Origin of the sequence: Microbacterium hydrocarbonoxydans, assembly GCF_000956475.1 — a bacterium.
GTDB lineage: Bacteria > Actinomycetota > Actinomycetes > Actinomycetales > Microbacteriaceae > Microbacterium > Microbacterium hydrocarbonoxydans_A.
Genome location: NZ_JYJB01000009.1, coordinates 175,643 through 194,599, shown reverse-complemented (window position 1 = coordinate 194,599; position 18,957 = coordinate 175,643). Strand labels below are relative to the sequence as shown.

Below are 18,957 nucleotides of genomic sequence, written 5' to 3'. Positions count from 1 at the left end.
GGGATTCCTGCGCGATGAGAGCCACGGTAGAGACATGCCAATTAATAGTCAAGTCCGACTAGACTAGAATTTACCTGGCCGTTACAGTTGCCTGAATCCCGCAGCCAGCCGCCGATAAGGAGAACACCGTGGCCCGCCCCTCCATCGCCACCGAGCGCAGAGCGCAGATCATCGACGCGACCATGAGCACGATCGCCGAACACGGCATCCGCGGGACGACGCTCGACAGGATCGCCGACGCCGTGGGCATGTCACGAGGGCACGTCCGCCACTTCGTCGGCAACCGAGACCGGCTGCTGCTCGACACCGCGATCGCCGTGTTCGCCGATGACACGGGCACCGTCGGCTCGATACTCCCTTCCGGCACGCGCGACATCGAAGACGCCCTCGACTATCTGTTCGGCCCCGAGTTCAACTCGCCCGACCGCGAGAACGCCGTGGTGCTCGGCCTCGTCGACCTGTCGCGCACCACTCCCGCCATCGCCGAGGTGCTCACCACGGCATACGGCGCGACCAGAGAGCAGCTCGCATCGCTCATCGCCGAGGCCAAGCCCGACGCTTCGACGGACGCATGCACGACCGCGGCATACGGTCTGCTCACGTCGGCTCTCGGATCCGTCTTCCTGAGCGATTTCGACGGCGACCCGACACGCTTGCGACGAACCCGGGCAGCGGCTGAAGCACAGCTCTCCATTCTCTGAGGAACCGGTGCCGCAGTCGCCGATGCTGCATCCAGCCGACGCCCCGCCGACGGAGCGCCGATCTGCTCATCGCGATGGTGACCGCGGATGCCGGGGAGCACGCCGACGGCGGCGGCAGCGGGGACGACGCCGCGTCGCAGAACTCGATCATGCCTGCGGTCCGGGCCGCCGATACCCAGCGCGCGCCGCTGATCAGCGCGCAAGCGGATGCGATTCCTTCTGGACCGCCCGCGGTGCACTTCGAGTGGGGCTACGCATGCTGATGGCCGGCACCCCGGTACCGTCACGGTGACGTGAGTTCAGACGCCCCTCAGTCCAGGTCGGACGCCTTCGCAGCCGAATCGAAACGACCCCGGGATACATCCCTGATCAGGACTTCTACTGCGGAGACGAGGGGATTTGAACCCCTGGTTCCCGTAAGGGAACTCCACCTTAGCAGGGTGGTGCACTAGGCCGGACTATGCGACGTCTCCAGGCATCCTCGCCCTGCGGCTCGGATGCACTCTGCAAGTGTAACGGTTCTCGGGGGTGGTCACGAATCGGATGCCGAGGAGGTTCGCGGCCCACGCCGCATCCGCCGTTCTGTCGGGAGATTTCGCATGTGTCGGGGGAAACCGGGGCGGATGCCGGAGTGTCGAGGCTGCGCTCCCGACGAAGTGGCTGCGTGGGGCGTTTCGTCTCGCTCCGCTCGCTCAACGAACGGAGAGGGTGGGCGTTTCGTCTCGCTCCGCTCACTCAACGAACGGAAGCGTGGGGCGTTTCGTCTCGTCGCTGCGCTCCTCGCTCAACGAACGGGGCCCGACGACTCCCGCACCACGAGCTCGGGCTGGAACCGAACCCTCCGGTCGTGATCGACGCCGTCGAGCTCCTTGAGCAGCAGGTCGACGCCCGTCCACCCCAGCAGGCGCGCAGGCTGACGGACGGAGCTGAGCGGCACGACGGTCGCCGAGGCGAAGTCGATGTCGTCGTAGCCGACCATCGCGATGTCCTCGGGCACCCGCACTGCGCCGCCGAAGCTGAACGCCTGCAGCAGGCCGACCGCGAGCAGATCGTTCGCCGCGAACACGGCATCGGGCCTCGAAGAGGAAGGCCGCGAAACCAGGGACTCCCCCGCGGCTCGTCCCTGCAGCACGGTCAGCGACGGCTGCTCGATCACCTCGAGCTCGGCATCGGCCATGGCATCGACCGCAGCCTGCGCACCCGCGAGTCGATCGGCGACCTGCTGCACCGATCGGGGTCCGCAGACGTAGGCGATGCGACGCCGCCCCGACGCGAGCAGGTGCTCGACCGCGAGACGGCCGCCCTCGACGTCATCCACCGAGACGGAGGGCAGCACGCCCTGCTCGACTTCACGGTCGACGAGGATGACCGGCATCCCTCCGGCTGCGAAGCGATGCACGGCGGCGAGATCGTCGGATGCCGGGGTCAGCAGCACCCCGTTCACCCTCTGCTCCTGGAACAGCTCGAGGTGCGCCTGCTGGCGCTCATCCTGCTCATCGCTGTTGCCGAGGAGCACGGTCATGCCGGCATCCGCTGCCCTGTCCTCCGCGCCGCGGGCGACCTCGGCGAAGAAGGGGTTGCCGATGTCGGGAACGACGAGACCGATGCTGCGACTGCGCCCCGCGCGAAGCTGACGGGCCGCATCGTTGCGCACGAAGCCGAGCTCCTGGATGACGCGCTGGACTCTCTCGGCGGTGCGGGCGGATACCCGTTCGGGCTGGTTCAGCACGTTCGAGACGGTGCCGACCGAGACCCCGGCCGCAGCCGCGACGTCTTTCACTCCGACTGCCATTGCCACCCTCTGTTCCGAATCCGCCCCAATACTCTCACTGAACGGGGAGTTCTAGCGGATGCGACGCTCGGGGATACGGCGCTCGGGTACCGCGGCGACCGCGAGAGCGGCGCAGCCGAGTCCCGCGATGAGCAGCGGCCCCAGCATCCACGTGACGACTCCGACGAACACCGCGGTGGCTGCGAGATAGAGCGTTCCGACCGCATCGCCGAATGCGACCTGCGGCACGGCCCGTACAGCTGCGCGCCATCCGAGCTCTGGTTCCCACTCCCCCGCGGCGATCAGCAGCGCGACGGCCAGCACGAGCAGCCCCGCCCACCCGACGAGGCCGACGATCTGCCCGCCGGGCAGCGCCCCCGACCCGGCGAGCAGGATGTCGACCGCGAGCACGGCCGCGAGCAGCGCCGCGGGCACGCCGAGGGCGAGCGAGCGCAGGAGTCCCGTGCGCACGTCGGCCCAGAAGAAGCTCGCCCGGGAATCCTCGGCGGCCACGAAGCGACGAATATGACGGATGCCGGCCGCCAGCGCGATCGGCAGCGTGACGACGGGCAGCGCCACGAGGGCCATCATGAGCCCGATCGTGAGCACCTCACCGAACAGGCCGAACTTCGCGACGGCGCCGGGGTTGGGCCCCGGCTCCACGCCCTCGCGCGTCGGCCCTGCCCCGGATCGCGCGTCGCGGATCGCTGCGCGCTCCGCCCGACGCTCACCGCTGAAGATCGACATCGTCAGCCCTTCAGTCCCTGGGTGGCGACGCCGTCGACGAGGAACCGCTGGAACACGATGAAGAACAGCAGCACCGGGATCAGTGCGACGAACGAGGCCGTGACCGTGGCCCCGTAGTCGGCGCCGCCGGAGGAGGCGTCGTTGTAGAGCCGCAGCGCGATCGGCAGCGGATAGTTCTCCGGACTCGTCAGATACAGCAGCGGCCCGAGGAAGTCGTTCCACTCCCAGATGAACGCGAAGATCGCACAGGTGATCAGCGCCGGCTTGATCAGCGGCAGGATGATCGACCAGAAGATCCGCATGTGTCCTGCGCCGTCGATGCGAGCGGCCTCGTCCATGTCGCGCGGCATCTGCCGGATGAACTGCACGAGCAGGAACACGAAGAATGCGCTCGTGGCAAGGAACTTCGGCAGGATCAGCGGGATGAACGTGTCGACCCAGCCGAGCTTGTTGAAGATGATGTACTGCGGGATGATCACGACGTGGAACGGCAGCAGCAGCGTGCCGATCATGGCGGCGAAGAAAATCCCCAGTCCCTTGAACTGCACCCGGGCGAAGGCGTAGGCGGCGAGCGCGGAGGACAGCACGGTGCCCACCACGGCAGCGACCGAGAGGATGAGGGAGTTCAGGAAGAACCGCCACATCGGCACGCCCGCGATACCCTCCATCACCTTGGCATAGTTGTCGAAGGTCGGCGCGTTCGGGATCAGGCCGGGGTTCTGGCCGAACTCGGAGTTCGGCTTGAAAGTCGACAGGAACAGCCACAGCAGCGGGTACAGCACGATCGCGGTGAGCGCGATCAGACCGATGAGCCAGATCACGGTCTGCCAGGTCTTGCGGGCCACGCGCGGACGCGAGGATCGGGCGGATGCCGTCACAACGGCTTCGGTAGCAGTCATCGGTCGTCTCCCGAGTAGTGCACCCAGGAGCGCTGGGTGCGGAACAGGATGAGGGCGATGATCGCGACGACGATCAGCAGCACCCACGCGATCGCGGCTGCATAGCCCATCTGGCCGTCGGAGAATCCTCGCTTGTACAGGTACACGGTGATGAAGTTCGTCATGCCCGCGGGGCCGCCGGTGCCGTTCGAGATGATGTATGCCGAGGCGAACACCTGGAACGCGCCGATCAGGCCCAGCAGCAGGTTGAAGAACATCACAGGAGAGAGCATCGGCACAGTGACGGCCTGGAAGCGCCGCCACGCGTTCGCGCCGTCCATCTCGGCCGCCTCGTACAGCTCCTTGGGGATCTGCTTGAGTCCGGCGAGGAAGATCACCATGGTCGATCCGAACTGCCACACGTGCAGCAGGATCATCATCGGCAGGATCATCGCGGGGTTGCCGATCCATCCTCCGAGGTCGATGCCGAAGATCTGCAGACCGGAGTCGACCGGGCCTTCGGCGGAGAACATCGCCCGCCACACGATCGCGACGCTCACCGAGCCGCCGATCAGCGACGGCGCGTAGAACGCGGAGCGGAAGAACCCGGCGCCCTTGTCGCGGTAGTTCAGCAGCATCGCCACGCCGAGGGCTGCGGCGAGCGTGATCGGCGTGCCGACGAACACGTAGATCAGCGTGATCTCGGAGGACTGGATGAAGTTCTGGTCCTTCGTGAACATGCGGATGTAGTTCTCCAGCCCGATCCACTTGGGCGGCTGGAAGATGTTGTACTTCGTGAAGGACAGGTACAGCGAGTACACCATCGGCAGCGCGGTCAGGCCGAAGAATCCGATCAGCCAGGGGGTCAGGAACGCGTATCCGGCTGCCGTCTCCTTGCGGGTCCTCGCGCGCTGCCCCGGACGGGCGAACGACTTCTCCGGGCGGCGACCGCTGCGCAGCTGCCGCGCGCGGCTCGACGGCTTGTCGGTGACGATGGTTCTCGTCTCGGTCGTGCTCATGACAGCTCCTTCCGATGTGGGGTTTGGAGCCGGTGGGCCGGATGCACGATCCGGCCCACCGACGGGATCACTGGTTGAGGACGACGTCCATCTCGGCGAAGAACTGGTCGACGGCCTCATCGACCGTGACGGTGCCATAGTTCAGCTCGGTGCCCAGCACACGGAACTTCTCCTCGAGAGAGCCGTAGCCGACGATCGGCACGGGCGGAGCGTCGCCCAGGCGGTCGGCGATCGACTCCTCGTAGTCCTTGATCTGGGTGCTCAGCGGGTCGAGGTCGGCTGCTTCGAGCGCGGTGGACGACGCGGGAATGCCGCGGTTCGTGCCGAAGATCTTGCCCGACTCGGGCGAGTTGATGAGGAAGTTCACCAGCGTGGCCGCAGCCTCGGGGTGCTTGGTGTTGGCCGAGATTGCGTGCAGCATGGACGGCTTCAGGTAGAGATCCTTCGCGCCCTCCTTCGTGACGGGCGGGGCGACGAGGCCCAGCTCGGTGTAGCTCGCGCCCAGGTTGGCGAGATAGCCGGCGCCGAAGTTGTCCCAGGTGAGCTCGCTCGCGGTCTTGGCCGAGTCGAAGCCGCCGAGCGGCTTGAGCTCCTCGACGGTCTGCTCGGGGATGCCGATGCCGTCGCGGATGTCCTGTCCCTCTTCCCAGAACTTCTTCAGGCGCTTCTCGTCGAATCCGGCGGTGCCGTCTTCGTTGAAGAGGTTCTTGCCCTCGCTGCGCAGCTGCAGCTCGAAGTTCTGGATGCGGCCGGTGTAGTCGGCGCCGCCGTAGAACTGGCCGCCGGCCGCGTCTGTGACCTCGCCCATCCACTCGGTGTAGTCGGCCCAGCTGCCGCCGGCGAACTCATCGACCCCTGCCTGCTCGAGCAGCACGGGGTTGGTGTACATCCCCCAGGCGTTGGTCGAGGTCGGGATCGCGTAGGTCGTGTCGTCGACCACGCCGATCTTGAGGATCTTGTCGTCGAGCGGCTTCGTCTCGATGATGTTGCCGAGGTACGGGTCGAGGTCGAGCAGCAGCCCGTTCTCGGAGTACTGGCGCAGGTACGAGTAGTCGAACTGCATGACGTCGGGCAGGCCGCCACCGGCGGCCTCGGTCTGACGCTTCTCCCAGAACTCGGGGAAGGTGAGGAAGGTGGAGTTGACCGTGATGTTCGGGTACTCCTCGTTGAACGCCTCGATCGCCTGGTTGTACAGGTCGGCGCGGACGTCGTTGCCCCAGAACGCGAGGTTCAGGGTGACCTTCTCGTTCGGGTCGAACGTGGGTGCGGCATCCTCGGGGGCCGAGCCGCCGGCGCAGCCGGCGAGCACCAGCGCTGCGGTGGTCGCGACGGCCGCGGTGGCCGCCAGACGCTTCTTGCTGAACATCTTTGTCCTCTCTGTGAACGTCCTCGTCCGGCTGAGCGGCGGAACGTCACTGTCCGTGTGTGCTGGGCGTTGATTTCCGGTGCGGGGAAAACGCTTACCTGCAAGCTAATCCAAATTGAAACGTTTCGCAAGCCCGATTTCAGATCGCGTTTACAACGTTTTCCTTCAGCCTAGGATGCCTCTGCCGAGTGCGGTTCGTCCATGACGAACAGCGTGTCAGCGGATGCCGGTCTGCGCCAGATGCAGCGTGGCGTAGCGCCCGCCGGCCGCGAGCAGCTCGTCATGCGCACCCTGTTCGATCACCCGTCCGCGTTCGAGCACGACGATGCGGTCGGCCTGCCTCACGGTCGACAGCCGGTGCGCGACAATCAGCGTCGTGCGCCCGCGCATCAGACGCTCCAGCGCCTCCTTCACGAGCCCCTCCGACTCGGGGTCGAGCGCACTCGTCGCCTCGTCGAGCAGCAGGATCCGCGGGTCGCGCACGAGCGCTCGCGCGATCGCGAGGCGCTGGCGCTGGCCACCCGAGAGCCGTGCCCCGCGCTCGCCCACGATCGTGTCCCATCCCTGGGGCTGATCCCGCACGAATTCCCATGCGTTGGCATCGCGCAGCGCCCGCTCCACGCGCTCGGGCGTGGCGTCCGGCAGGCCGTAGGTGACGTTGTCGAAGATCGTGCCCTCGAACAGCACCGACTCCTGCGGCACCACCGAGATCGACCGTCGCACGGTGCGCAGATCGAGCTCCTGCATGTCCTGCCCGTCGAGGAGGATCCGGCCGCTGGTCGGCCGCACGAACCCGAGCACGAGGTTCAGCAGGGTCGACTTGCCCGAACCGGACGAGCCCACGAACGCGACCGTCTCGCCTGGCGCGATGCGCAGGTCGATCGCGTGCAGCGCGTCATCGTCGGCATCCGCGTAGCGATGCGAGGCGGCATCCAGAACGATCTCCCCCTGCACCTGCGAGGCCACCCGCTTGCCGGAGTTCTGCTCCACGTCGGGCTCCTGCAGCACCTCGGCGATCGAGCGGACCGACTCGAGGCCGCGCGCACCGACAGGGATGAGCATGAGCAGCTGGGTGAGCCCGCCGGTCAGCAGCGCGAAGTACGACGACAGCATCACCACCTCGCCCGCCGTGATCGGCAGGAATCCGGTGAGCGCGCAGATCGCGGCGAGGGCGAGACAGGCGACTCCGAGCAGCTGCATGGCCACCCAGGAGATCGACGCGACCCGTCCGTTCAGCACGTCGAGATCGAGACCGGCACGCCGCACGCCGTCGGCTCCGCCAGCGACGCGAGTGATCGCGGTCTCCTCGAGGCCGTGCGCACGGGTGACAGGGATCAGCGAGGCCATCTCCCCCACCCGCGCCGACAGCGTCTCGATCTCTCGCCGGAACACCTCGTTGCGTGCGCGGGAGCGATTGCGCATGCCGTAGCGGATGCCGATCGCGATCGGCACGGTGAGCGCGTACACGGGCAGGAACTGCGGCACCTTGATCGCGGTCATCGTGAGCGCGCCGAGCATGACCATGATCGACGAGAGCAGCGGATGCGTGACCTGCTGCAACATCAGCTCGACGTTCTCGACGTCGCGCACGACCTTGGTCTGCACGATCGACGAGCTCGTGCGGGTGTGATAGCCGATCGACAGGCTCTGCAGCCGGGCGGTGAGCGCGTTGCGCAGATCGGCGCCGAGGTCGCGGACCACGGTCATGAAGTTGCGCGTGTAGATGATGTTGTTCGGATAGTTCTGCAGCAGCAGCACGGCCGCGAGCGCGAACCACCAGAACACGGCGGAGAGCTCCCCGCCTGTCGCCACGACGTCGATGATGCCCGCGGTGACCACGGGCAGGAACCACAGCGGTATCTCCTTCACCGAGAACGCGGCGATCGCGAAGGTCAGCCGCCACGGACGGCGCGCGAGCAGGCGAAGGACGGAACGGGTGGGATGCTGGCCGTCCACGAGCGCGGCGGGCGCGGAAAGCGCTTTCTGTGGCATGCTCCTATCGTACGGAACTGCACCCCCGGAAGAACACCAGAAAGGGCGCGATCTTGACCCGCACCGCAGACTCCCGCTTCACGATCGGCGAGACCGACTTCCTGCTCGACGGCGCGCCCCATCGCATCATCTCGGGGGCCATGCACTACCCGCGCGTGCACCCCGAGCTGTGGCGCGATCGCATCCGCAAAGCCCGTCTGATGGGGCTCAACGCGATCGAGACCTACGTCGCCTGGAACGCGCACGAGCCCGTCAAGGGCGAGTGGCGCGAAGACGGCGATGTCGACCTCGGGCGGTTCCTCGACATCATCGCCGAGGAGGGGATGCACGCGATCGTCCGGCCCGGCCCGTACATCTGTGCGGAATGGCACAACGGCGGCCTTCCCACCTGGCTCACGTCCAGCCCGGGCATGCGCCTGCGCAGCAGCGATCCCGCCTATCTCGCCGAGGTCACGGGCTTCCTCGAGAAGGTCAACGCGATCATCGCGCCGCGACAGATCGACCGCGGCGGCAGCGTGATCCTCGTGCAGATCGAGAACGAATACGGCGCGTACGGGGCCGACAAGGACTACCTCGAGGCTCTGGTGCGCCAGACCAGGGCGGCCGGCATCACCGTGCCGCTCACCCAGGTCGACCAGCCGATCCCGCACATGCTCGAGAACGGCGCGCACCCCGAGCTGCACAAGACCGGCTCGTTCGGCGGACGCGTCGACGAGCGCCTGGCCACCCTGCGCGAACACCAGCCGACCGGGCCGCTGATGTGCATGGAGTTCTGGTGCGGCTGGTTCGACCACTGGGGCGAGAAGCACCACACCACGACCTTCGCCGACAGCGCGGCCGATCTCGACCGGCTGCTCGCGGCCGGCGCATCCGTCAACATCTACATGGTGCACGGCGGCACCAACTTCGGCCTCACCAACGGCGCCAACGACTCCGGCCGCTACCTGCCGCTGGTCACGAGCTACGACTACGACTCCCCCATCAGCGAGTCGGGCGAGCTGACCGCGAAGTTCCACGCCTTCCGCGAGGTGATCGCGAAGCACGCGCCGGTGCCCGGGCTGCCCGAGACCTCGGCGACGGATGCCCCGGTGCTCTCGGCAGCCTTCGAGGCTGTGGCCGATCCGCTCTCGCTCGCGATCGCCGACCGCGGCGCGTTCGATGCTCCACCGGCGTTGGACGAGCTCGGCCCCGACGTGGTGCTCGCCGAGTACACGGCGGATGCCGCGGACGCCGGCCTTCTCGAGGCGAAGGTGCGGGACTACGCGTGGGTCTCGCGCGACGGGGTGCAGGTCGGCATCCTTCAGCGCTCGATCGGCGACCTCACTCTGCCCGTGCCGGCCGGAGTGCGGCTGTCGCTCCTCATCGAGGAGACCGGACGCGTGAACTACGACGAGAAGATCGGCGAGGCCAAGGGGCTGATCGGCGCTCCGCTGCTCGACGGCGTTCCGCTGCCGGGCCCCTGGCGCGTGCGCACGATCGACGTGCCGGCTCTCGGCCAGGCGGTGGCGGATGCCGCGGCATCCGACGCTCTCATCGTGAACGGCCGGGCGACCGGACCTGTGGGCCTGCGCGCCTCGTTCGACCTCATGGAGCCTGCCGATCTGTTCCTCGACACATCCGGCTGGGGCAAGGGCTTCGCCTGGATGAACGGCTTCTTCCTCGGCCGATACTGGCGTCGGGGCCCGCAGCGCACGCTCTACGTGCCCGGTCCGGTGACTCGCAACGGCCGCAACGAGGTCGTGATCGTCGAGCTCGAGGGCGCGACGGATGCGACAGCGCGCTTCCTCGCGCGTCCCGATCTCGGGCACGAGGTGGAGTGATGGTGTTCGACGCCGCGTTCGCCCGAGTCCGCGACCACGTCGCCGCGGAACGACTGCCCACCGCGGTGCTCGGCGTCGCCGACGCGAACGGCATCCTCGCGCTCGACGCCTTCGGGCAGGTGACGACGGATGCCGTCTACCCGCTGTTCTCCATCACGAAGGTGCTCACCGGCATCACCGCCGTGCGTGCGATCGAGCGAGGCCTGCTCACTCCCGAGACCGCGCTGCGCGACGCCGTGCCCGAGTTCGGACGGGACCGCGACGACGTCGTACGGCTGCGGCACTTGGCGTCGCACACCTCGGGGATCTCGGAGCCGCCGCTGGACACGCCCACACCCCTTCGGCGCGAGCTGCTCGAGCGAGGGCGCGACTTCGCCGCCGGCACGATGTCGCGGTACTCGACCATCGCCTTCGAGGGCATCGCGGCGCTCGTCCGGCACGCGACAGGCGCCGAGTGGGATCAGGCCACGTTCGCGTGGGCCTCGGGGATCGGAGCGACCGGGCTCACGCTCGATCCTGCGGGCTCGATCGACGTGCCGGACGCCTCGAAGGCAGGCCTCGACATCGATCGGTTCCGTGCGACGCGGGCTCCTGGTGCGGGGCTGCTCGGACGCGCGGAGGATCTGCTGCGCATCGGCTCGGAGCTCCTGCGCATCGGCGAGGGAGGCCGCGACGGCATCCTCTCACCGGCCGGTCTCGCGATGATGCTCCGTCCGCTCACGGGCGACATCCCCCGGCTCGATCCCTTCCCCGCGGAGCGCGGACAGGACTGGGGCTTCACGGTCAACCTGCGCACCCGCGCACCAGGCCTGATCGACCGTGACGTCTACGGGCACGGCGGCTGGGCGGGCACCGAGTTCTGGGTGCATCCGACCGCCGGTGTGTGCTGGGTCCTCCTCACGAACCGCGCGGTGCGCCCGGGCGTCGATGCGGACGAGATCGACAACGCCGTCGTCGCCGGCCTCTGACGTCTCGCATGCGTCCCTGACGCGACTGCGCCGCGTCGAGTCGCCGCGCGCGGATGAAACGTGTCAAAAAATCCTTGCCAAGCCTGCGGATGCCATGCAAGGATCAACCCGGATCGGTGGGAAAACGTATTCCGATCTGTTCGACACCATGTTCCCGAGCCGCACCAGGGAACATCGCGGATGCCGCATCGATGCCGCATCCGGAACCGCCCCTTAGCCAGTGCTGTCCAAGGAGGACCCGTGGAACTTCCACGCTCAGTTCGAACCGCGCGCCGCCCCCACGGCCTGCTCGCCACCGCCGCGGTCGCGATCGTGATCGGCGCGACACTGTCGCCGATACCCGCCGCGGCCGCGCTCGCACCCGCCGACGACGGCGCCTGGCGCTTCGACTTCGGCACCGCTACGAGCCCCGTGGCCGAGGGGTACCAGCAGGTCACGCCTGCGTCGCTCTACACCGCCGAAGCCGGCTGGGGCATCACCGTGCCCGCCGGCGTCACCCTGTTCGATCGCAACCGCACGGGCAACCGCACCCCCGCCGACCCCGTCGCCGAGGACTTCGTCGCCGGTCTCGACTGGGGCTTCCTGCTCGACAGCGTGCCGGCCGGCGAGTACGACGTCACAGTGTCGATCGGCGATGCCCTCACCACCGCATCGAGCACGAACGCGACCGTCACCCTCGAGGGCAAGGCGCAGACACGTCTGACGACGACGAGGGGAGGCACCACGACGCAGACGTTCCGCACGACGGTCGAAGACGGTCAGCTCACGGTCGGCTTCACGGGCAGCGGGCTCGGCGCGTACGTGAACGGACTCGTGGTCGCGCCCGTCGTCCCCGCCGTACCCGCCGACCTGGCGATCGACAGGATCGCGTGGAACGGCGTCGACCTCAGCTGGAACACCGCCGACGGCGCCACCGCCTACCGCGTGCTCCGGGCCGAGGTCGCGGGTGACACGATCGGCGATTACACGCAGGTCGGCGAGGTCGAGGCCACCGCGTACTCCGACGCGGACGTCTCCGCCGGCGCCGAGTACGCGTACACGGTCGAGGCGGTGAACTCCTACGGCCTCGCCTCCGAGCGCGCCGCCGCGGTGCGCAGCGGCGTGGTCCCCGAGCTCACCGCTCCCGCAGCTCCCGCCGGCGTCGCCGTCGCGCAGGTGACGAAGGATGCAATCGCCCTGACCTGGGACGCGACCCCCAACGCCGAGGACTACCTCGTCGAGCGCGCCGGCGCCGATGGCGTCTTCGAGCAGATCGCCACCGTGCAGACCCCCGGATACACCGATCCCGTCGACACCTCGGCCGTCTGGTCGTACCGCGTCACGGCGAGCAACGCGGCCGGGCAGTCGGCGGCATCCGACGTCGCCACCTCGACCGCCTACACCGCACCCGCTCCGCTCCCGACAGACGACACCGTAACCTTCGACTTCGGCCCCGGCGCACTCGCCCAGGGCGCGATCGCCGTCACGAGCCGCACGTCGTTCTCCGAGGAGTGGGGCTACGGCTTCTCGACGACCCCCACGGCGGCCGAGCCCGACGTCGATCGCGGCGGAGACGACCCGCTGCGCGGCGACTACGTGGCAGCACAGGGCGGCACGTTCGAGGTGCAGCTCGGCGCCGGCGACTACACCGTGAACGTCATCGCCGGCGACAAGAGCGCCGCGAGCGAGATCGCGATCACCTCCGAGGGCATCGCCAAGGTGCAGACCACAGCGAAGGCGTCGGGAGAGTTCCTCGAGATGGCCTTCCCGATCGCCCTGGTGGACGGTCGGCTCACCTTCCAGGTCACAGGCTCCGCAGCGGCACTCGACGCGATCACGATCACTCGCCAGCCCACGCGGCTCGCGGGCGCCCTCCCCACCGTCTACATCGCGGGCGACTCCACCGTGCAGACCTACGACGCCTCGGCATACGCACCGCAGGCGGGCTGGGGCCAGATGATCGACCGCTTCTTCGCCGACGACGTCGCGTTCAGCAACCACGCGATCGGCGGCCGCTCCTCGAAGAACTTCATCACGCAGGGGCGCCTCGACGACATCCTGCGCGGCATCCGCCCCGGCGACTATCTCTTCGTGCAGTTCGGCCACAACGACGCCACGCAGGGCGTGGACGATCGCTACGCCTCTCCTGCCGACTACAAGGAGTACCTGCGCACCTACGTGAACGGCGCGCGTCAGCGCGGCGCGACCCCGGTGCTCGTCACCCCGGTCTCACGGCGCAGCTTCGACGCCACCACCGGACTCGCGAACGTGAGCTTCCCCGAGTACGTCGACAAGATGAAGGAGCTGGCCGCCGAGGAGGGCGTCGAACTCGTCGACCTCTCGGCCTCCAGCCGCGCGTACCTGAACGAGATCGGGCCGGAGGCCGCGAAGTCGGTGTTCCTGTGGGTCGACCCCGGCATCTTCCCGAACCGTCCGGCCGGCACGCAGGACGACACGCACTTCCAGGAGTACGGCGCGATCCAGATGGCACGCCTGATCGCCCAGGACTACGCGCAGATCGACGACCCGCTCGCCGCGCACGTCACCGACATCGAACCGCCCGCTGCGGTTCCGGCAGCTCCCGTGGGCCTGGTCGCGGGTTCCATCTCGAACGCGGGCGCCGTGCTGCAGTGGCAGGCGTCGGCGACGGCCGACATCTACCGGATCGAGCGGCAGGCGGTCGCGGACGCCGAGCAGACCTGGTCGCTCGTGACGACGACCACGCAGACCAGCGCGATCGTGCAGGGACTCGCCGAGGGCGCCGGCTACCGCTATCGCGTGTTCGCCGTGAACGGCCGCGGCACCTCGGAGGCCTCGAACGTCGTCACCTTCACGACCAAGCAGGCGAAGTGGAAGTTCGACTTCGGACTCACCGGCAACCCGGTGATGGCCGGATACACCGAGGTCAACCCTGACGACGGCTACACGGCCGAGGCGGGCTTCGGCTTCGAGACGGCCCTTCCGGCGAGCGCCGGGCGGGATCGGGGCGGAGACACCGGAGCGACCGACCTCGAACGCGACTTCGTGCTCCCCGGCGACAGCTCGACGTTCCTGCTCGACGTGCCCAACGGCACCTATTCGGTCAAGACCTACTCCGGCGACTGGATCGGCTCGACCAAGACGAGCTTCGACATCGAGGGCAAGGCGTTCGGCGCCGGCAACGCCGGAAAGGGCTCGGTCAACGCCTCGGTGCGCGGTCCCGCCCTGGTGACCGACGGCCAGCTCACGATCCGCGTCTACGGTGCCGCGGCCGGCACTCGCCTCAACGGCCTCGAGGTCACGCCGATCCTGCTGGGCCCGGCTGGCCTCGAGGTGAAGAACGTCGTCGCCGATCCGGCCGCGCCCGCGGTCGAGCTCGGCTGGACCGCCGAAGACGGCCTCACCTGGAACGTGTACCGCACCTCGGAGTTCGACAAGAGCGCGACGATGATCGGCGAGACGGCGACGGCATCCTTCACCGACACCACCGCCCGCATCGGCCTGGACTACACGTACTACGTGACGGCGGTCGATCAGACCGGGCTCGAATCGGTGCCCTCTGCGTCTGTCGACGTGTCTTTCACCGACCCCGCCGTCGCGACGCCGTCTGCGCCCACAGGGCTCGCGGTCGACCGGCTCGAGAAGCGCGAGGTCGAGATCTCGTGGTCGCAGCCCAGCACGGCGCTGTACTCGCTGGTGTTCCGCTCCGAGACGGCGGGTGAGCGCGGCGAGCTGGTCGGGTACGCGGCGAGCAACCGCTTCGTCGACTCCGATGTGCTCACGACGATCCCGTACCACTACACCGTGGTCGGGGTGAATGCGGGTGGCGCCGGCGCGGCATCGGAGCAGCTGACGACGGATGCCGCCACCGTGCTGCAGCGTCAAGCCGAGTACCTCGACCGGGCACCAGCCGCGGTGCAGACGGGCGACGGCAACCTGGTGAGCTGGCGGATGCTGGGCACCGACCCCGACGCGATCTCCTTCCACATCTACCGCGACGGAAAGCGCATCACGAGCGAGCCGATCACCGACTCGACGAACTACCTCGACGACTCGGGTGACGCCGACTCGACCTACTTCGTCACCAGCGTGCTCGACGGCGTCGAGGTCACCGTGACGAAGGAGTTCGCGGTGCAGAGCGGCGACTACCTCTCGGTGCCGCTCGACAGGCCGGCCGACTCGTACACGAAGGACGGCCAGCCGTACTCGTACCGCGCCAACGACACGAGCGTCGGCGACGTGGACGGCGACGGCCAGTACGAGCTGTTCGTGAAGTGGGACCCCACCAACTCGAAGGACAACTCGCAGTCGGGCTACACCGGCAACGTGTACCTCGACGCCTACCGGCTCGACGGCACCCGCCTGTGGCGCATCGATCTCGGCGCGAACATCCGCGCCGGTGCGCACTACACGCAGTTCCAGGTGTTCGACTACGACGGCAACGGCCGCGCCGAGGTCATCATGAAGACCGGCGACGGCACGATCGACGGCGCAGGGCAGGTGATCGGCAACGCGAGCGCCGACTACCGCAACAGCTCGGGGTATGTGCTCACCGGTCCCGAGTACCTGACGGCGTTCGACGGCGCGACCGGACGCGCGATCGACACGGTCGACTACGTGCCTGGTCGCGGCGACGTGTCGGCATGGGGCGACTCGTACGGCAACCGGGTCGACCGCTTCGGCGCGATGACCGCCTACCTCGACGGCGAGCATCCGTCCGCCATCTTCCAGCGGGGGTACTACACCCGCACGGTCGCGGCGGCGTGGGACTTCGACGGCGAGAAGCTCATCCAGCGCTGGGTGTTCGACTCGAACACCGCCGGCAACGAGGAGTACGCGGGCAACGGCAACCACAACGTGTCGGTGGCCGACGTCGACGGCGACCAGAAGGACGAGCTGATCTTCGGCTCGATGGTCCTCGACGACGACGGCACAGGACTGTACTCGACCGGCCTCGGCCACGGCGATGCCCAGGCCCTCAGCGACCTCGACCCCTCTCGCCCTGGGCTGGAGTTCTTCGGGGTGCACGAGGAGATGGGCTCGTCCGGCAACCTCGGCTCGACGTTCCGTGACGCGCGCACCGGTGAGGTGCTGTGGTCGACGCCTGCGACGAAGGACACCGGCCGCGGTACTGCAGGCGACATCGACCCGCGGTACGAAGGCGCGGAGGGGTGGGCCATCGGCGGAGACGTCAGCTGGAACTCCCCCGTCGGCCAGCTCAAGTCGTCGAAGGGCGAGCTCATCAGCGAGAACATCCCTGCGGCGAACTTCCTCGCCTGGTTCGACGGAGACCCGCTGCGCGAGATCGTCGACCACGACTGGAACGCCCAGACGTCGAAGGGCGTGCCGACGATCTCGAAGTGGAACTGGGAGACAGAGAAGAGCGACCTCGTCCTGAAGGCCGACGGCGCGCAGTCGAACAACGGCACCAAGGGCACGCCGAACCTGCAGGCCGATCTCTTCGGAGACTGGCGCGAAGAGATCGCATGGCGGTCCGACGACTCGAGCGAGCTGCGCATCTACTCGACCACCGATGAGACCAGCATCCGGCTGCGCACGCTCATGCACGACCCGGTCTACCGTCTCGCCGTCGCGTGGCAGAACACGGGCTACAACCAGCCGCCGCAGACGAGCTTCTTCCTCGGCGACGGGTTCACGCAGCCGGCAGCTCCTCGGATCGCCGTCACGGGCGACCCCTCGGGCGCGTCCGACACCACGGCTCCCGAACTGTCAGGGGTTCCGGCCGAGGGCACGCTGATCTCGAGCCGCTCGACGTACACGGTGCAGGTGGCGGCATCCGATCCTGAATCGGGGGTGCGCAACCTCGACATCGCGTTCGACGGCGAGCCGGTGGCCGTGGGGCAGGTCATCGATCTCGATGACCTCGTCGGTCCGCACACCGTCACCGTGAACGCGGTGAACCACGACGGCCTGGTGAGCCGCGCCGAGGCGCAGCTGCTCGTGTTCGACGACGAGGGCGCGACGGCGAAGCCGGGCCGCGGCACGCTCTCGACCGACTCCGGGTGGGAGAACGGCCTGCACGATGGGACGTTCACCGTCTCGATGAACCTCTGGCACGGGGTGAACGGTGCGGTGTTCCGGCTGTATGAGAACGGTGCGCTCATCTCGACGAAGCTGCTCGACGCGAACTCTCCGCAGGCGCAGGTCGCGACCGTCGCGGTGTCGGGCAAGCCCAACGGCACCTATGTGTACACGGGTGAGCTGATCAACGCCCAGGGAACGACCGCGACGACGTCGGTCACGGTGAAGGTGAAGGATGCCGCCCCCGGCGTTCCCGTCGTGAGCCACGACAACGGAGACCGGGACGGCTCGTACACCGTGACGACAGACCTGTGGTGGGGCACGAACGGCACCACGTACCGGCTGTTCGAGAACGGCGTGCAGATCGATGAGCAGGCTCTTGCGGCGGCGTCGCCGAACGCGCAGCACGTCACGACCGCGGTGAGCGGACGAGCGGCCGGCACGTACAGCTACGTCGCCGAGCTGTCGAATGCGGCAGGTGCGACGCGGTCGAAGGCGGTGACGGTGACGGTGCGGTGACGGTGCGCTGACGGTCTGATGAAGCGGCCGGATCCCCTGACGGGTCCGGCCGCTTCGCGCATGCCGGTCAGCGCTTCCGCGAGCGGACGAGGGCGCCGTATCCGCGCATCAGCTGCGGCACGACCAGATACACCGCCACCGGTACGACGACGAGCGTCAGCACGAACGCCCTCAGCACCGGGTTCCACTCAGCGGAGAACGGCGCGATCGCGAACATCCCGAGGGTGACGAGCGGGAAGATGGCGATCCAGGTGATCAGCGCCCTGACGTGGATCGACGGCGGCGCGGGGGCGACGGCGCTGCGAGCGGTGGCGGTCTCGGTGTTCTGCGGGGGCATGGCTGTGTCCTCTGTCTGCATCGGTGGGGCCGCGAGGCGGCGCGATCAGGCGGCAGAACCGACCGCCGACGTGTGCGGGGCGGCTCGTGCCACCCTCACTCTCGCAACAGCGGAGGCTCGGTGGGAATTCCTGTTGCCGAAACCGGGACGACGTGCTCTCCTGGATCCATGAGCACCTCGCAGCGGATCGAGACCGAACTCAGCCAGATCGCCCCTCGGCTGCGCAGCGCCCGCCGCAAGAAGAACATCACCCTCGAACAGCTGGCGCACACCACCGGGATCTCGAAGAGCACGCTCTCACGCCTCGAGTCAGGCCAGCGCAGACCGAGCCTCGAACTGCTCCTCCCCGTGGTCGCAGCCCTCGACGTGCCCTTCGATCAGATCGTCGCCCCTCCCCGCACGCAGGACCCCAGGGTGACCCCGAAGACGACCCGCGCGGACGGCCGGACCTTCACCCGGCTGTCAGGCAAGAGCGGCGAGCCGCAGGCGTTCAAGATCACCATCCTCCCGACCGAGCGCGAGCCCGTCGTGCGCAGTCACAGCGGCTACGAATGGATCTACGTTCTCGACGGTCGCCTTCGTCTCGTCCTGGGAGAGCACGACATCGTCCTCGGGGCCGGCGAGGTCGCCGAGTTCGACACCGCCAATCCGCACTGGTTCGGCTGCGCGGGCTCGGATCCCGTCGAGATCCTCAGCCTCTTCGGAGCCCACGGCGAGCGGATGCACGTGCGCGCGCGCACGGCGGCGAAGCGGGCGCAGTCACCTCGGGCCTGATGGTCAATCGGATCGCCGGGCGGGCTCTCGCGACCCGGGCAGTCGCCACGACTCGATCCCCGCCC

At 68.3% G+C, this 18,957-nt stretch carries 13 protein-coding genes and 1 tRNA gene; 6 read left to right on the top strand and 8 right to left on the bottom strand.

Annotated features, from left to right (window positions below; translation table 11 throughout):
• Positions 1-128 precede the first annotated feature (128 nt).
• Together RS84_RS10090 and RS84_RS10085 are read left to right on the top strand one after the other, a co-directional pair.
• A complete protein-coding gene (locus tag RS84_RS10090) occupies positions 129-701 on the top strand; it encodes a TetR/AcrR family transcriptional regulator (protein WP_045257666.1) in 573 nt (190 codons plus the stop codon).
• Between the two features lie 74 nt (positions 702-775).
• Complete coding sequence (locus tag RS84_RS10085; RefSeq protein ID WP_045257665.1) at positions 776-964, top strand: hypothetical protein; 189 nt, start codon at positions 776-778, stop codon at positions 962-964.
• A gap of 121 nt (positions 965-1,085) precedes the next feature.
• On the opposite strand, the gene RS84_RS10080 is transcribed toward RS84_RS10085, so the two are convergent.
• The 7 genes from RS84_RS10080 to RS84_RS10050 form a co-directional block, all read right to left on the bottom strand.
• Positions 1,086-1,174: transfer RNA gene (locus tag RS84_RS10080), tRNA-Ser, on the bottom strand.
• 311 nt (positions 1,175-1,485) lie between these two features.
• On the bottom strand, positions 1,486-2,493 hold the full coding sequence (locus RS84_RS10075; RefSeq protein ID WP_045257664.1) for a LacI family DNA-binding transcriptional regulator: 1,008 nt from the start codon (positions 2,491-2,493) through the stop codon (positions 1,486-1,488).
• 51 nt (positions 2,494-2,544) lie between these two features.
• Positions 2,545-3,219 (bottom strand): hypothetical protein, encoded by a 675-nt coding sequence (locus tag RS84_RS10070; protein WP_052676316.1) that lies wholly within the window; start codon positions 3,217-3,219, stop codon positions 2,545-2,547.
• 2 nt (positions 3,220-3,221) lie between these two features.
• Positions 3,222-4,118: a carbohydrate ABC transporter permease gene (locus RS84_RS10065; RefSeq protein ID WP_045257663.1), complete on the bottom strand. Its 897-nt coding sequence runs from the start codon at positions 4,116-4,118 to the stop codon at positions 3,222-3,224.
• Positions 4,115-5,116 carry a carbohydrate ABC transporter permease gene (locus RS84_RS10060; RefSeq protein ID WP_045257662.1) on the bottom strand — a complete coding sequence of 334 codons (1,002 nt, stop codon included), beginning with the start codon at positions 5,114-5,116 and terminating at the stop codon, positions 4,115-4,117. The genes RS84_RS10065 and RS84_RS10060 overlap by 4 nt, the downstream gene beginning before the upstream one ends.
• A gap of 67 nt (positions 5,117-5,183) precedes the next feature.
• Complete coding sequence (locus RS84_RS10055) at positions 5,184-6,482, bottom strand: ABC transporter substrate-binding protein (protein WP_045257661.1); 1,299 nt, start codon at positions 6,480-6,482, stop codon at positions 5,184-5,186.
• A gap of 216 nt (positions 6,483-6,698) precedes the next feature.
• On the bottom strand, positions 6,699-8,474 hold the full coding sequence (locus RS84_RS10050; RefSeq protein WP_045257660.1) for an ABC transporter ATP-binding protein: 1,776 nt from the start codon (positions 8,472-8,474) through the stop codon (positions 6,699-6,701).
• Positions 8,475-8,524: 50 nt separating this feature from the next.
• Between RS84_RS10050 and RS84_RS10045 the strand changes: the two genes are divergently transcribed.
• From RS84_RS10045 to RS84_RS19725, 3 genes are all read left to right on the top strand, one after another.
• The gene (locus RS84_RS10045; protein ID WP_414738819.1) at positions 8,525-10,294 is read left to right on the top strand and encodes a glycoside hydrolase family 35 protein; all 1,770 of its coding nucleotides are present in this window, start codon (positions 8,525-8,527) and stop codon (positions 10,292-10,294) included.
• The gene (locus tag RS84_RS10040) at positions 10,294-11,262 is read left to right on the top strand and encodes a serine hydrolase domain-containing protein (RefSeq protein ID WP_045257658.1); all 969 of its coding nucleotides are present in this window, start codon (positions 10,294-10,296) and stop codon (positions 11,260-11,262) included. Before RS84_RS10045 ends, RS84_RS10040 begins: the two co-directional genes overlap by 1 nt.
• 240 nt (positions 11,263-11,502) lie before the next feature.
• Positions 11,503-17,781: a fibronectin type III domain-containing protein gene (locus RS84_RS19725; RefSeq protein ID WP_045257657.1), complete on the top strand. Its 6,279-nt coding sequence runs from the start codon at positions 11,503-11,505 to the stop codon at positions 17,779-17,781.
• A gap of 67 nt (positions 17,782-17,848) precedes the next feature.
• Here RS84_RS19725 and RS84_RS19470 read toward each other — a convergent pair whose 3' ends face one another.
• Positions 17,849-18,118 (bottom strand): hypothetical protein, encoded by a 270-nt coding sequence (locus RS84_RS19470; protein ID WP_045257656.1) that lies wholly within the window; start codon positions 18,116-18,118, stop codon positions 17,849-17,851.
• Positions 18,119-18,286: 168 nt separating this feature from the next.
• Between RS84_RS19470 and RS84_RS10025 the strand changes: the two genes are divergently transcribed.
• Positions 18,287-18,892, top strand: coding sequence for a helix-turn-helix domain-containing protein (locus RS84_RS10025; protein ID WP_045257655.1), 606 nt, complete (start codon positions 18,287-18,289; stop codon positions 18,890-18,892).
• Positions 18,893-18,957 lie beyond the last annotated feature (65 nt).

Excerpts from the sequence above, each read along its gene's own strand:
- RS84_RS10085 (WP_045257665.1), top strand. The coding sequence starts at position 776 with ATGGTGACCGCGGATGCCGGGGAGCACGCCGACGGCGGCGGCAGCGGG.
- RS84_RS10075 (WP_045257664.1), bottom strand. The coding sequence starts at position 2,493 with ATGGCAGTCGGAGTGAAAGACGTCGCGGCTGCGGCCGGGGTCTCGGTC.
- RS84_RS10070 (WP_052676316.1), bottom strand. The coding sequence starts at position 3,219 with ATGTCGATCTTCAGCGGTGAGCGTCGGGCGGAGCGCGCAGCGATCCGC.
- RS84_RS10065 (WP_045257663.1), bottom strand. The coding sequence starts at position 4,118 with ATGACTGCTACCGAAGCCGTTGTGACGGCATCCGCCCGATCCTCGCGT.
- RS84_RS10060 (WP_045257662.1), bottom strand. The coding sequence starts at position 5,116 with ATGAGCACGACCGAGACGAGAACCATCGTCACCGACAAGCCGTCGAGC.
- RS84_RS10055 (WP_045257661.1), bottom strand. The coding sequence starts at position 6,482 with ATGTTCAGCAAGAAGCGTCTGGCGGCCACCGCGGCCGTCGCGACCACC.
- RS84_RS10050 (WP_045257660.1), bottom strand. The coding sequence starts at position 8,474 with ATGCCACAGAAAGCGCTTTCCGCGCCCGCCGCGCTCGTGGACGGCCAG.
- RS84_RS10040 (WP_045257658.1), top strand. The coding sequence starts at position 10,294 with ATGGTGTTCGACGCCGCGTTCGCCCGAGTCCGCGACCACGTCGCCGCG.
- RS84_RS19470 (WP_045257656.1), bottom strand. The coding sequence starts at position 18,118 with ATGCCCCCGCAGAACACCGAGACCGCCACCGCTCGCAGCGCCGTCGCC.
- RS84_RS10025 (WP_045257655.1), top strand. The coding sequence starts at position 18,287 with ATGAGCACCTCGCAGCGGATCGAGACCGAACTCAGCCAGATCGCCCCT.